Annotated in this window: 11 protein-coding genes; 6 read left to right on the top strand and 5 right to left on the bottom strand. The window is 66.3% G+C overall.

Going from position 1 to position 13,824, the window contains the following annotated elements; all coding sequences use genetic code 11:
* Positions 1-77 precede the first annotated feature (77 nt).
* On the bottom strand, positions 78-2,249 hold the full coding sequence (locus IPM73_16550; GenBank protein MBK8919604.1) for a TonB-dependent receptor: 2,172 nt from the start codon (positions 2,247-2,249) through the stop codon (positions 78-80).
* 155 nt (positions 2,250-2,404) lie between these two features.
* Here IPM73_16550 and IPM73_16545 point away from each other — a divergent pair, with 155 nt between their 5' ends.
* From IPM73_16545 to IPM73_16530, 4 genes are all read left to right on the top strand, one after another.
* The gene (locus IPM73_16545) at positions 2,405-2,971 is read left to right on the top strand and encodes a sel1 repeat family protein (GenBank protein MBK8919603.1); all 567 of its coding nucleotides are present in this window, start codon (positions 2,405-2,407) and stop codon (positions 2,969-2,971) included.
* Positions 2,968-3,420, top strand: coding sequence for a copper uptake system-associated protein (locus IPM73_16540; GenBank protein ID MBK8919602.1), 453 nt, complete (start codon positions 2,968-2,970; stop codon positions 3,418-3,420). The genes IPM73_16545 and IPM73_16540 overlap by 4 nt, the downstream gene beginning before the upstream one ends.
* A 6-nt stretch (positions 3,421-3,426) precedes the next feature.
* Positions 3,427-5,352 carry a TonB-dependent receptor gene (locus tag IPM73_16535; GenBank protein ID MBK8919601.1) on the top strand — a complete coding sequence of 642 codons (1,926 nt, stop codon included), beginning with the start codon at positions 3,427-3,429 and terminating at the stop codon, positions 5,350-5,352.
* A gap of 246 nt (positions 5,353-5,598) precedes the next feature.
* Positions 5,599-6,033 carry a four-helix bundle copper-binding protein gene (locus IPM73_16530; protein MBK8919600.1) on the top strand — a complete coding sequence of 145 codons (435 nt, stop codon included), beginning with the start codon at positions 5,599-5,601 and terminating at the stop codon, positions 6,031-6,033.
* A gap of 151 nt (positions 6,034-6,184) precedes the next feature.
* On the opposite strand, the gene ptsP is transcribed toward IPM73_16530, so the two are convergent.
* From ptsP to IPM73_16510, 4 genes are read right to left on the bottom strand one after another with little or no spacing between them, the layout of a single operon-like run.
* Entirely contained in the window at positions 6,185-7,912 is a 1,728-nt protein-coding gene (gene ptsP, locus IPM73_16525; GenBank protein ID MBK8919599.1) for a phosphoenolpyruvate--protein phosphotransferase, read from the bottom strand.
* Positions 7,913-7,927: 15 nt separating this feature from the next.
* Positions 7,928-8,197, bottom strand: coding sequence for an HPr family phosphocarrier protein (locus IPM73_16520; GenBank protein MBK8919598.1), 270 nt, complete (start codon positions 8,195-8,197; stop codon positions 7,928-7,930).
* Entirely contained in the window at positions 8,197-8,589 is a 393-nt protein-coding gene (locus IPM73_16515; GenBank protein MBK8919597.1) for a PTS fructose transporter subunit IIA, read from the bottom strand. Before IPM73_16515 ends, IPM73_16520 begins: the two co-directional genes overlap by 1 nt.
* A gap of 9 nt (positions 8,590-8,598) precedes the next feature.
* Complete coding sequence (locus tag IPM73_16510; GenBank protein ID MBK8919596.1) at positions 8,599-9,012, bottom strand: YjbQ family protein; 414 nt, start codon at positions 9,010-9,012, stop codon at positions 8,599-8,601.
* 163 nt (positions 9,013-9,175) lie between these two features.
* Between IPM73_16510 and IPM73_16505 the strand changes: the two genes are divergently transcribed.
* The gene (locus tag IPM73_16505) at positions 9,176-9,940 is read left to right on the top strand and encodes a hypothetical protein (protein ID MBK8919595.1); all 765 of its coding nucleotides are present in this window, start codon (positions 9,176-9,178) and stop codon (positions 9,938-9,940) included.
* 166 nt (positions 9,941-10,106) lie between these two features.
* Positions 10,107-13,811 carry a matrixin family metalloprotease gene (locus IPM73_16500; protein ID MBK8919594.1) on the top strand — a complete coding sequence of 1,235 codons (3,705 nt, stop codon included), beginning with the start codon at positions 10,107-10,109 and terminating at the stop codon, positions 13,809-13,811.
* The last annotated feature ends 13 nt before the right edge of the window (positions 13,812-13,824 follow it).

The following is a 13,824-nucleotide window of genomic DNA, read 5'->3' as shown; positions in this document are numbered from 1 at the left end:
AGGGTGACAGCCCTTGCGCAGAGCAAACCGGGGGGCGTCGGACCAGATGAAGAGAGGTGCTCGCCCTTTCCCAGCCGTCAGAACTTGACCGTCACCCCCACGTAGGCCGAACGCCCCATGCCGGCAACCCGGTTGCCCCAGCTCTGGTCATTGCGGTCGCCAAGATAAGCGCCGCCCAGGGGCAGGTCGTAGTTCTTGTCGAACAGGTTCTCGATACCGGCGTCCACGCGCACCATCTTCCAATCGTAAGCCGTGCGCAGATTGACGAGACCGTAGCTGGCGGTGCGCGTCTCGTTGCGCGTCGCCTGCACGTCGTCCTTGGCGGCGACCCTTTGGAACTCCAGCGAATTGGACCAGTTGTTCCAGCGGTGGTCGAGCGCCAGCCTGAGATTGAGGGGCATGATGTGGTACAGGTGTTCGCCGGTGTCCCGGTTCTTGCCATTTACATAGCCGAGCACGCCGCGGCCAGTAAACTTGCCCAGGGCGCCTTCGGCCAGCACGGCCTTGCCGGAGAGATCGATGCCGTAAAGGCGGGCATCGTGATTGGCGAACTGGAGATAGACGAAGGTGTTGCTGGCGGTCTGCGGAACCCCGCCGGCCAGGGGGCAGCCGGCGAGGCCCATCATGGTCATTTCCGCCAGGCAGCGGTCGGCGTCGATGTAGTCCTTGACGTAGGTGTAGTAGGGCGTAACGCCAAATTGCCAGTCCTCCTTGTTGGCGGCGTTCCAACTGGCAGTCCCGGACAGGGTATGGGCCACTTCCGGCTTGAGGTCGAGATCACCGACATAGCCGTTGCCGTCGCCGAACCAGCCGTTCATGGCCATAGCCATGCCGCCGCGGCCCCAGGCGAAGCGCTCGTAGAGGTTGGGCGAGCGGGTCTTGCGGGCGTACCCGAACTCGTAGGTGCTGGTGGCATCGGGCGTGAAGCGGGCAAGCAGGGTGAGGTCGACGTTGTCGTCGCTGCGCTTGTGGTCGCGAGCGTTGAAGGCGGCCGCGGCGGCGATGTCGGTGGCCTGCATCATGCCCGAGGTGGCGTAGGGGCGTACGTCGCCGGTATCCATGACCACCCGGTCGTAGCGCACGCCGGCCAGGGTGGACCAGCGCTCGCTCCAGCGCGCTTCCCACTCGGCAAAGACGCCCAGGCGGTCGCGCCGGCCGTTGTCGATGTTCTTGAAGGTGCCGGGGCCCATCATCATGCTGCCGGCTACCGGCGGCCACCAGTCGTCGAGCAGGAAGCGGCGGAATTCGTTACCGATGCGCAGGACATCGCCGCCGGCCAGGGCAATGTCGGCCTTGACCAGGTAGCCCATGTTCTCGCCCTCGGTCTTCATGGGCATGTCGCCGGGCAGCTTGTCCTCGAGGAAGTTCATGGCGTGCCGGGTGTGCTCGTAGAACGCCCGCGCCTCCAGGGTGCCCCAACCGAATTGGCCGATGTAGCGCAGGTTGCCGAAGGTGGACTCGTTATTGACCATGTCCATCCAGGCATTGGGGAACCCCTGGTAAGGAATGCTCTGGTGGCCGAGATTGACCATCACCAGGTTGCCCGTCCCGCGAAGCGCGAATCCCAGCGCGTGGTTACGGGACTCGTACTGGCTCGATTTCACTACGTCGCCGCTGCCCGATTTGTAGTTGTCGCTTTGGGTGATGGCGCCGGTGTAGCTGAGGCTGAGGTTCTCGCTGGCGGCGGAAGCGCTGAGACTGCCCCCGGTGGCGTGGCCATTGCTGCGGTAAAAAGCGGACAGACTCGCGCCCAGACGGGTGCCTTCACCGGCTCTGGCGAAGGCGGGCGCCTTCGATTCCAGGGCGATAGTGCCGCCGATGCTGTCGCCGCCGGCGCTGACCGGGGTAATTCCCGCCACCACGCTGGCGCGCCCGACATTGGCGGGGTCGATGTACGACAGGGGAGGATTCATGTGGTTGGCGCAGGCCGAAACGATGTCCATGCCGTCGATCTGGACGCGCACCCGCTCGTCGTTGAGGCCGTGGATCGCCGGCAGGCTGGAGACCCCGCCGGAGCCGTAAAAGCTCATGCCCGGCACGTCGGCGAACAGTTGGGCGCTATCGCTCACGTAGGGGAGACGGCTGGCGACACCGTCGGCGCCCAGGGTACCGGTAACAGCCGGTAAAGGCGTCATGCGGGGGGCGGTGACCGATACGGAATCGAGAACCGTGGTTTGGGCAAAAGCCGGCGCACTGCCGGCAAAAAGGGCGGCGAGTGCGGCCGCCAGGCGATGGCGGTGGAAAATCATGACGAGCTCCCTGGGTTGTCGAACTTTTTCGCCATTGTCCGCCCGTAGGGATCACCTTCCCCTGCGACCAATTGCCGCGCGACGATTTACCGCATTCTTTCGAACTACCCCGTCGACTAGGATGGCGACCTTCCCAGGATATTCCGGAGTCCGCCATGCGCTTTCGACTTCTGCTCGCCTGTGCGTCGAGCGCCCTCGCCTTCACCGCGTCCGCCGGCTCCCTCGACGACGACATGCGTCAAGCTGCCAAGCTGCACAAGGGGGGCGACACGGCGGCGGCCGTGACCCTCTGGCAACGCTGGGCCGACCAGGGCAACGTTGACGCCGCCTACAACCTGGCTGTGATCCACCAGCACGCCGACGGCGTCTCCCTCGATTACGCCATGGCCCTGCGCTGGTATCGCGTGGCAGCAGAGAAGGGCGACAAGACGTCCCAGTTCCAGATCGGCCTCATGTACCAGACTGGTCAGGGCGTCGAGGCCAATGCGGAGGAGGCCCACCGCTGGTTCACCGCCCACCTGAAACACCATCTTCATCACGAGCATGACCCCAAGATGCAGGCCTGGCGCAAGCAGGCGGTGGTCCTCATCGACGAGCGGGATCGCCGCGAGGCCCTGGCCGCCAATCGGCGGGACGGTGATCAGGTGCTGGCCGACCTGAAATTCCGTGCCGGACTGCTGCCTGAGCGTCCGCTCGCTACGGCGGCCGCGACCCGGCCATGAGCGTCGCCGGCCCTCGCCGCCTGGCCTGCCGGGCACTCTTGCTGGCCCTGGTGGCGCCGGGTGCGGTCCTCGCCCAGAGCGCCAGCAATGCCGACAGCGAAGCAGTCCGCGCCCTGATCGCCCGCAGCTACGACCGCCCCGAGGCGCGGGTCGAAACCGATCCGGTCGTCGTCGCCGGTGCCTATGCGGTCGCCGGCTGGACCCAGGGCGAGCGCGGCGGCAGGGCGGTGCTCAGGAAGGTCAAAGGCCGCTGGACGGTACTGCTCTGCGGCGGCGACGGGCTGAAGACGGCCCAAGGCCTGCGTGGCGCCGGCGTTCCCGAGACGTCCGCGCGTCTGCTCGCCCGCGACCTGGCCAGCGCCGAGCGCCAGGTTCCCGCCGAACGCCTGCACCGCTTCGGCCTCTTCCAGGCCCCCGACGCTTCTCACCCCATTCACCCCCATCACTGACCCCAAATGCGCCAGCCCACTCCTCCCTCCTGTGCCTTGCGGCCTTTGTCCCTCGCACTCATCCTCGCCTTCGCCGTGCCCCTCGCCCGGGGCGATGCCGTCCTGCCGACGGTTGCGGTGTCCGCTTCCCCCTTGATCGAGGAAAACCGGGTCGATCGTTTCGGCAGCAGTTCCGCCGTGGTGGCCGAGGAGCAACTGCGAGACCTTAACGCGGTCGATCTGGCCGCCGCCCTGCGCCGCACCCCGGGCGTGGAGATTTCCCGCTACAACCCGGTGGGATCCTTCGGTGGCGACCAGGGGGGTGCCGTCTATATCCGCGGCCTGGGCGTCAGCCGCCCGGGAGCCGAAATCAAGACTTACGTCGATGGCGTTCCTTTCTACATGGGGGTCTGGGGGCATCCGCTCCTCGACCTCCTGCCCATCAACGGCATGCGGTCGATCACCGTCCACAAGAGCCCGCAGCCCCAGGTCAACGGCAACAACTTCGCTTCCATCAACCTGGAAACCCGGCGGCCGGTGGAGGAGGGCATCCACGGCAGCGTGCGTCTCTCCGCCGGTTCCTACGGCACGGTGGCGGAGCAGGCCGACCTGGCGGGGCGCCTGGGGGCCTTCGATTTCACCCTGGCCCAGGGTTACGCCCGCTCCGACGGCCACCGCAAGCACTCCGACGGCGAATTGCAGAACGCCATGGGCAGCCTGGCCTACCGCCTGGACAGCCATTGGACCTTCGGCGCCAGCTTCCTCGCCGTCGATAACGAAGCCAGCGACCCCTACGACCGGCGCCAGGCCCAACCGGCGATCACCCCGGAGTACAAGTCGTCCGCCGCGCTGTTCAGTGGTTTCGTCAGTCACCGTCACGGCAGTTTCCAGGGCGAACTTAGGCTCCACTCCAGCCACGGCAAGGGCAATCTCTACGACGACAATCGCCCCTTTGTCGGCTGGGGAACCTTCCTCACCCGCTTTTCCATGAGCGGGCTGCGCTGGAAGGAACAGTTCTCGCCCTGGCAGGGGGGCACGGTGATGGTCGGGGTGGACCACGACCGCCTTTCCGGCGATGTGCGCGGTCCCTTTACGGGCGGCCGGGTCGACATGCCGGACTTCCACATCACCTCCCCCCATCTGGCGCTCAGCCAGGAATTCACGCTCTCCCGCGCATGGTCGCTGGTCCCCACCCTCGGGGTTCGGACCTACGATCACGACGAGTACGGCCACAAAAGCGCTCCCCACGCCGGTCTTTCCCTGGTTTCCGAAAAGCTCACGCTCTTCGCCAACGCCTCCCGCGGCATCAGCTATCCGGGCCTGGAAGGGCCGGCCCTGCAGGCGGCCATCCCCTTCATGTTCGCGGGGACCACCTGGAAGGACTTGCAACCAGAGCAACTCGACCACGCCGAACTCGGCTTCAAGTGGTCCCCGGTCGCCGCCACCCAGATCGACGCCAGCGTCTTCCGCGACCGGGTCCGGAATCGCTACGTCTATGACCTGAGCTTCGCCAGCACCACCTTCTACAACACCGGCGGCTACCGCATGAACGGGGCGGAGATCGCCCTGCGCCAGGGGATCGGCGCCTGGACCCTGTTCGGCGGGCTGACCCTGCTCGACCCCGATATCCGCAACCTGCCCTACACCCCGAAAACCGCGCTCACCCTGGGAATCAACGGTCCCGTCGGCCCCCTGCGCGTCGCCCTCGACGCCCAGGCCCAGTCCGAAGTCCGGGCCCTCAGCCGCGACCGCAATACCCTCAATCCCAATACCGAAAAAGTCGACGGCTTCGCCCTGGTCAATGTCCGGGTCGCCTACCCCCTGCCGGCCCTGGGCAAAAAGGGCGAGGTCTTCGTTGCGGTGGAAAACCTTTTGGACCAAAAGTATGCCTACCGCCCCGGTTATCCCATGCCGGGGACCAATGGCCAGATCGGCGTCGCGGCGAGCTTCTGAGGCCTATCGCCGGGTTCCGGGCTGCGACCAAATGTCCTGCGGCGATCCGTCGCATTCCCACGGCATGAGTGCCGAGTTAGCATGGCACCGCGTTCCGTAGGGACCAACCCCCCGTGTGTCCCGATCGACCTGTTGATGACCCCGCCCTGGTGGCGGGGTCTTTTTTGCTGGGTCCGCCCATCTGGCCACTCACGGTCCGCGCAGCTATAGTGCAAGCGCATTCCCATCCCATCAAAGGAGACCCTCATGGACCGTCGAGAAGCCCTCACCGCCTTTGCCGCCGCCGCGGCAGCCACTGCCGCCATCAGCGCCCGCGCGGGGCAGCACGATCACCATCACCACGGCGGTCTCAAGCAGCAGTCCCTGGTGGATAGCGCCCAGGGCTGCCTGGCCGCCGGCGAAGCCTGTCTGGCCCATTGCCTCGTCCTGCTCGGCGAGGGGGACAAGGAGATGGCGGCGTGCAGCAAGAGCGTCAATCAGATGATGGCCATGGTGGAGACCCTGCGCAAACTGGCCGTCACCGACAGCAAGTACCTGCCGCGCTACGCCAAGCTGTGCGCCGAAGCCTGCGACGATTGCGAAAAGGAATGCCGCAAGCACGACAAGAAGCACGCCGAATGCAAGGCCTGCGGTGACGCCTGCGCCACCTGCGTCAAGGAGTGCAAGAAGGTCGCCGCGTAGCGGGGGGAGCGGCGTCCCGCTCTTGTGATTTGCCCTCGCCCGCTCGGGGTGGGCGTCCCTGGGACGGGGCGGTGGTTGGGCATCTGGCCCGAGGTCCTCGCCCCTGGGGCCGCGCTTCCCGGCCGGCCGGGGCCGGCGGGTGCGGGGACGTTCAGCCGTTCAGCTTTTCCAGCGCTTCCCGCAGTTTTTGCGGCTCGTCCAGGCGCAGCATCTTGCGTACTGCCGGGGCGACCTCGTTGAGGTCGGTCTTCAGCACCCGGCTCTTCACTTGCAGGATTTGCGAGGGGTGCATGGAGAAGATGCGCAGACCCATGCCCAGGAGCAGGCGGGTGAGGGCGGGGTCGCCGGCCAGTTCGCCGCAGACCGAGACGGGGACGTCCACCTTTTCCGCGCTGGCGATGGTGTGGGCGATGAGCATGAGCACCGCCGGGTGCAGGGGATCGTAAAGGGCGGACACCTGCTCGTCGGTGCGGTCGATGGCCAGGGTGTACTGGATGAGGTCGTTGGTGCCGATGGAGAGGAAATCCAGGCGCCGCATGAAGAGGCCCACGGCCAGGGCGGCGGCGGGAATTTCGATCATGCCGCCTACCTGGATGTTCTCGTCGAAAGTGACCTTCTCCCCCCGCAGGCTGGACTTGGCCTGTTCCAGGGCGGCCAGGGTCTGGTCGATTTCGTGGGCGTGGGCCAGCATGGGGATGAGGAGCTTCACCGGCCCGAACTTCGAAGCTCGCAGGATGGCGCGCAACTGGGTCTGGAACATCTTCGGTTCGGCCAGGGAGAGGCGGATGGCCCGCCTGCCGAGGGCGGGATTGGTCTGGGTACGATAGTTGTCGATGGCCTTGTCGGCGCCCAGGTCGAAGGTGCGGATGGTGACGGGCCGGCCGGCCATGCCCTTGATGACTTTCTTGTAGGCCTCGAACTGCTCGTTCTCGTCGGGCATGTCGCCGCGACCCAGGAAGAGGAATTCGGTGCGGAAAAGACCGATGCCCTCGGCGCCCAGTTCCAGGGCCTCGGGCACGTCCCCGGGCAGTTCGATATTGGCCTGGAGCTGGACGGCGGTGCCGTCCAGGGTTTCGGAGGGCGCTGACTTGAGCCGCTTGAGCTTGGATTTTTCCAGCTCGATCTGATTCTTGCGAAGCTGGTATTCCTCCAGGACGCGCAGATCCGGGTTGACGATGACCACGCCCCGGGTGCCGTCGATGATGAGCGCTTCGCCGTCGCGGATCGCCGCCCGGGCGTTCTCCAGGCCCACCACGGCGGGAATGGCCATGCTGCGGGCCAGGATGGCAGTGTGGGAGGTGGCGCCGCCCACATCGGTGATGAAGGCGGCGAAGCGGTGCTCCTTGAAGGCGATGACGTCAGCGGGGGAAAGATCGTGGGCCACCACCACCAGGTTCTCTTCCGTGACCCCCTTGGCCGTACGCAACAGATTGCGGCCCGGGTGGCCCATGAGCTCCTTCACCACCCGCTCGACCACCTGCACCACGTCGAACTTGCGCTCCTTGAGGTAGGGGTCGTCGAACTGCTCGAACTGCTCGACCAGGTGCTGCATCTGCTGCACCAGGGCCCACTCCGCATTGCAGCGCCGCTCGCGGATGAGGGCCTTGGGCACTTCCACCAGTTCCGGATCCACCAGGAACATGGCGTGCAGGTCGATGAAGGCGGAAAGTTCGGCCGGAGCGTGCTCGGTGGCTTCCTTCATGGTGGCCAGTTCGTCCCGCACCGTCGCGATGGCCTTCTCGAAGCGGGTGACCTCCTTCTCCACCATGCGGGGAGAAACCGTCAGGTGGGCGACCTCCAGGGTGGCGTGGGACATGAGCAGCGCCCGCCCGATGGCGATGCCGCCGGAAACGCCCAGGCCGTGGAGGATGAAGCTCATGGCGCCCGCTCCCGCCTACTCGCCTTCGCCGAAATAGTCGGCGATGAGGGCCAGGATGCTGTCCAGGGCTTCCTGTTCGTCCGGGCCGTCAGTTTCGACCATCACTTGGGATCCCTTGCCGGCGGCCAGCATCATCACCCCCATGATGCTCTTGGCGTTGACCCGGCGCGGCCCCTTGCTCATCCACACTTCGCAGCGGTATTTGCCCGCCAGTTGGGTGAGCTTGGCCGAAGCCCGGGCGTGCAGACCGAGTTTATTGATGATTTCGGTTTCGACAGACAGCATCAAACGTCCTTCAAGAGATTGAGAACTCCATCCCGCCCGCCGGTGGTGGAACGGCTCAGGAGCACGTCGAAACCTTTTTCCCGATACGTCAGGGCGCGCAGCAGCATGGGCAGGTTGACGCCGGCCAGGCCTTCGATGCGGCCCGGATCGAGCAGCTTCATCACCAGGTTGGCCGGCGAGGCGCCGTAGACGTCGGTGAGCAGCAGCACACCGGCGCCCCCATCCACCAGTTCCAGCATCTGACGGGCCAGGGGAAGCAGGTCCAGCGGATCGTCCTGGGCCGCGACCCCCAACTGATTGAGCAGCGGAGGGCGCCGGTTGAGCACGTGGCAGGCGTTCTGGATGAGCGTCTCGCCGAAGCTGCCGTGGGTGACGAGGAGGATTCCGATCATGGCCGGATTCTAACCGATGACCGTGACCACAATCTCCCGCCGATGTCCCGTCGCACGGTGCTCCCAAAGAAATACCCCTTGCCAGGTGCCCAGCAGAAGGGCGCCATCGGCCACGGGCACGCTCAACTCGTGGCCGGCGAGCAGGGAGCGGGCGTGGGCCGCCATGTCGTCTTCGCCCTCCAGGTCGTGCCGGTAGGCCGGGTCGCCGTCGGGCACGAGGCGGGCGAACAGGGTTTCCAGATCACGCCGCACGTCGGGGTCGGCGTTCTCGGTGAGCAGCAGGGAACAGCTCGTGTGCCGCACGAAGACATGGACCAGCCCGGTGGCGATGCCCGCCCGCCCCACCGCGGCGCGGATTTCCGCCGTGAGGTTCTGGGTTCCCCGCCCGCGGCTCTGCACCGCGAAAATTTCCTGATAGGTCATGTTCCGAACGCTCCTCCCGCCGTTTCCCCGATCCCGCCGGCCTGTGGCGGAATTCCTCGCCGGCCGCCGCCAGCTTCGTGCTTGCCATAGTCCTTCGTCAAGCTTGACAACATATGACGGAGTGCTTACTTTGTCACTCTCCCGCGTCTTTCAGGAGACCCCCATGCCCTCCCTCCCGCTGCTCCGCAATCTCGCCGCCGCCGGTTTCCTCGCCGGCCTTGCCGTTCCGGCCCTGGCAGCCCCCACGGTCTACTTCGGTCTCGACAACGCCAATCTCTCGGCGGGCGGCGCCCGCCCCAACGCCAGTGCCGCCGCCGCCCAGTTCGCCCTGGCCGCGGGTAGCCTCGCGGTGCAGAACTTCGATGGCCTCGCCCTGGGGGCCGTACCCGCGTCGATCGCCATCGGCGGCGTCACCGCCTCTTTCACCAACAGCGCCAGCAGCTACAGCCAGATCTCTGCGGGCGTGGGCACCTTTTCGACCTTCCCGATTTCCGGCAACCAGTATCTGGAATCCCTCTCGGGCCAGGGCAGCACCTACTTCAGCTTCGGCTTCGACCGTGGAGTCAGCGCCCTGGGATTCTATCTGACCGACCCCAGCGACTGGGCCGGCAGCGGCGGCTCCCTCCCCGGGCTCACCCTCAACCTCCTGCGCGGCAGCGATGTCCTTTCCGTGGACCTCCTGCAAGGGCTGGACGCCACCCAGGTCGTCAATGGCAATGTGCTGTTCTTCGGTGTGGTGGACAGCGCCGACCCCTTCACCGGTTTTTCCATTTCCAGTTCGGCCTCGCTCCCCGATGAGGACGCCATCGGCCTCGACGATCTCCAGCTCGCCGTGGCCCGGCGGGCAAGCGTGCCGGAACCGGCTCCGCTGGTGCTGCTGGCCATGGCCTTCCTTGCAGCGGCCGTCCAGGGGCGACGGCGCAACTGATTTTCCGGGGGCTGCGGCCCCCGAGTGTGAATTATTTCCGGCCAGATGCCTCTCTGCGGGTGCCGGGTCATGACACCACGATTAGAATGGCGGTACTGCCGCCCGGCCCGAATCACCCCCGCCACTCCCGCCGCTTGCTGGGGGTGACCCGCAAGAGTTCCCCGCCATGCCTACCCCCACCTCCTGGACGGAGGCAACCGATTCCACCCTCACCGGCCAGGGGCCCGTCGACAGCCTGATCGGCGGTTTTCAGTGGGAGAGTCACTCCCTCACCTACAGTTTTCCCGGCTTCTTTTCCTCCTGGTCCAGCGACCCGGTGACCGGCTACCCGCTTTCGTCCGACCAGGAGCCCCGCTCCAGCGGGTACTTTGTGCTCTCCTCGAGCGATATCGCCGCGGTCAAGACGGCCCTCGGCGCCTGGTCTGCCGTCAGCGGACTGCGTTTCAACCTGGTCAGCGAATCCTCTTCCCTGGTCGGGGATCTGCGCTTCGCCTACTCGGATACGCAGGCGGATGCCCAGGCCTGGGCCTATCTTCCCTCTTCCACTGCCTTTGGCGGTGACGTGTGGTTCAACAGCGGAGGGACGTCCTTTGACTTTATCTGGACCCAGGGCAGCTATGAGTACATGACCGCGGTGCACGAGATCGGCCACGCCCTGGGTCTCAAACACCCCTTCGAAGTCATGGAAATGGGCGGTTCTGTCATCAACGCCACGGTGCTCGACCCTGCCCTCGACAGCCGCTCCTACACCATCATGAGTTACGCGGCGGCTCCGGCCAATCAGGAAACGGGGTTCAGCTACGAGCCGACCACGCCCATGGTCCTCGACATCGCCGCCATTCAGTCCCTGTATGGGGCCAATGGCAGCACCAACGTCGGCAATACGGCCTACGTTTTCCTGGGCAGCAAGACGTATCACCAAACGCTCTGGGATGCGGGGGGAATCGACACCCTCACCTATTCCGCCAGCGTCGGAGGCCTTATCGACCTGCGCCAGGGTACCGATTTCGGTTCGCAGCTGGGCCAGCGGGTCTTCATCTACGACAGTCTGGGGACTGACCTCGGGGAGGTCCACAATCTCTGGATCGCCTACGGCACAGTAATCGAAAACGCCGTGGGGGGCAGCGGCAACGACGTCATCAACGGCAACGAAGTCACCAATACCCTGGACGGACGCGCGGGCGCCGATACCATGGCCGGTGGTGCCGGGGACGATACCTACATCGTCGACCACGCGGGTGATGGGGTGGTCGAAAACGCCGACGAAGGCAATGACCTCGTGCGGGTCGCCCTGGCCATCGCGGGCGGGAGCTTCACACTCGCCGCCCACACGGAAAACGCGACCCTGTTGAACACGGTCGGCTTCACCCTGCAGGGTAACGCGCTGGACAACACCCTCACCGGCAACGCCGCGGCCAACACCCTGATCGGACTCGCCGGCGACGACACCCTGGACGGTAAGGGCGGCGCCGATGTGCTGATCGGCGGCGAGGACGACGACACCTACGTCATCGACCACGGGGGCGACCTCGTGGTGGAAGAAGCCGACGCAGGCAGCGACCTCGTCCGCGTCGCCCTGAGCAATGCCGGGGGCAGCTACACCCTGGCCGCCCACGTGGAACACGCCACCCTGATCAATGCGGTGGCCTACAAACTGGTCGGCAACGATCTCGCCAATACCCTCATCGGCAATGCCCTGGCCAATACCCTGGACGGCGGCGCCGGTGCCGACGTGCTCAACGGAGGCCTGGGCAACGACACCTATACCATCGGTGCCGGCGACAACCTCATCGACACGGGCGGCATCGACAGCGTCGTCTCCAGCGTCGACCACAGCCTGGGGGCCGACTTCGAACACCTCACCCTGAGCGGCAGTGCCGACCTGGATGGCACGGGCAACGCCCTCGCCAACACGATCCTCGGCAACACGGGCGCCAACACCCTGGACGGCGCGGGGGGTGTCGATCTCCTCAAGGGCGGCGCCGGAAACGACACCTACCGGGTCGACCTCACCGCCACCAACCTCCTCCAGGACGCCCTCAGCGAAAACACCCTGGAAGGCAATGACAGCGTCGTCCTGCGGGGCGGCAACACCGGACTCGCCCCCTACGCCACCCTCACCCTGGGCGCCCACCTGGAAGGGCTGGATGCCTCCGGTACCACCACCGCCAAGCTCCACCTCACCGGCAATGCCCTCGCCAACACCCTCACCGGCAACGACGCCGCCAACACCCTCGACGGCAAGGCCGGTGCCGACCAGCTCATCGGCGGCCTGGGCGACGATACCTACGTCCTCGACAACCTGGGCGATGAAGTCACCGAGAACGCTGCCGAAGGCAGCGACCTCGTCAAGGTCGCCATCGCCACCGCCAATGGCACCCATACGCTCACCGACAACGTCGAGAACGGCACCCTCATCAACACCGTGGCCTACAACCTGGTGGGCAACACCCTCGCCAACACCCTCACCGGCAACGCCGCCGCCAACACCCTGGACGGCGGTGCCGGTGCCGACAGCCTGATCGGGGGGCTGGGCAACGACACCTACCTCATCGACGACATCGGCGACAGCATCACCGACAGCGGCGGCAGCGACACCGTCCGCAGCAGCCTCACCTACAGCCTGGGCAGCACCCTCGAAAACCTCGTCCTCACCGGCAGCGCTAATCTCGACGGCAGCGGCAACGCCCTGGCCAACACCCTCACCGGCAACGACGGCGCCAATACCTTGACCGGGGGGCTGGGCAACGACACCTACCTCCTGGGGGCGGGCGACCTCGCCATCGAAAGCTCCACCCTGGCCAGCGAAATCGACACCGTCCAGAGCAGTGTCAGCACCAGCCTGGGGGCCAACCTCGAACACCTGACGCTGACCGGCAACAGCAACATCGATGGCACCGGCAACAATCTGGCCAACACCCTCACCGGCAACAGCGGCGACAACACCCTGGATGGCGGCCTCAGTGACGGCAAGGTCGATGCCCTCAAGGGCGGAGATGGCGACGACACCTACCAAGTGGATCTCACCAGCAGCAACCTGATCCAGGACAGCATCACCGAGAACCTCAACCAGGGCAACGACAGCGTCGTCCTGCGCGGCGGCAACACGGCCCTCCTGACCTACGCCACCCTCACCCTGGGCGCCCACCTGGAAGGGCTGGATGCCTCCGGCACCACCACCACCAAGCTCCACCTCACCGGCAATGCCCTCGCCAACACCCTCACCGGCAACGACGCCGCCAACACCCTGGACGGGGGCCTGGGGGCCGACGCCCTCATCGGCGGCCTGGGCGACGATACCTACGTCCTCGACAACCTGGGCGATGATGTCAGCGAAAACGCCGGCCAGGGCAGCGACACCCTGCGCATCCTCATCGCCACGGCGGGGGCCGGCATCACCCTGGCGGCCAATGTCGACAACGCCCTGCTGCTCAACAGCGTCGCCTTCAACCTCAGCGGCAACGCGCTCGCCAACACCCTCACCGGCAACGCCGCCGCCAACACCCTGGACGGCGGCGGCGGGGCCGACGCCCTGATCGGTGGCCTGGGCAACGACACCTACGTCATCGACGACCTCGGCGATACCATCGGCGACAGCGGCGGCAACGACACCGTGCGCACCCCTTCGACACCTCCCTCGCCGCCACCCTGGAAAACCTCGTCCTCACCCTGGCCGGGCTCAGCGGCCAAGGCAACGGCCTCGCCAATACCCTCACCAGCCTGGCCGGCAATTCCACCCTGGCCGGAGGCCTGGGCAACGACACCTATACCATCGGTGCCGGCGACAGCCTCATCGACACGGGGGGCATCGACAGCGTCGTCTCCAGCGTCGACCACAGCCTGGGGGCCGACTTCGAGCACCTCACCCTGAGCGGCGGCGCCGA

It is taken from the genome of Betaproteobacteria bacterium (assembly GCA_016720065.1).
Lineage (GTDB): Bacteria > Pseudomonadota > Gammaproteobacteria > Burkholderiales > Rhodocyclaceae > SSSZ01.
Note: the sequence above shows the minus strand (reverse complement) of the source record. Positions and strands in the feature narration are given on the sequence as shown.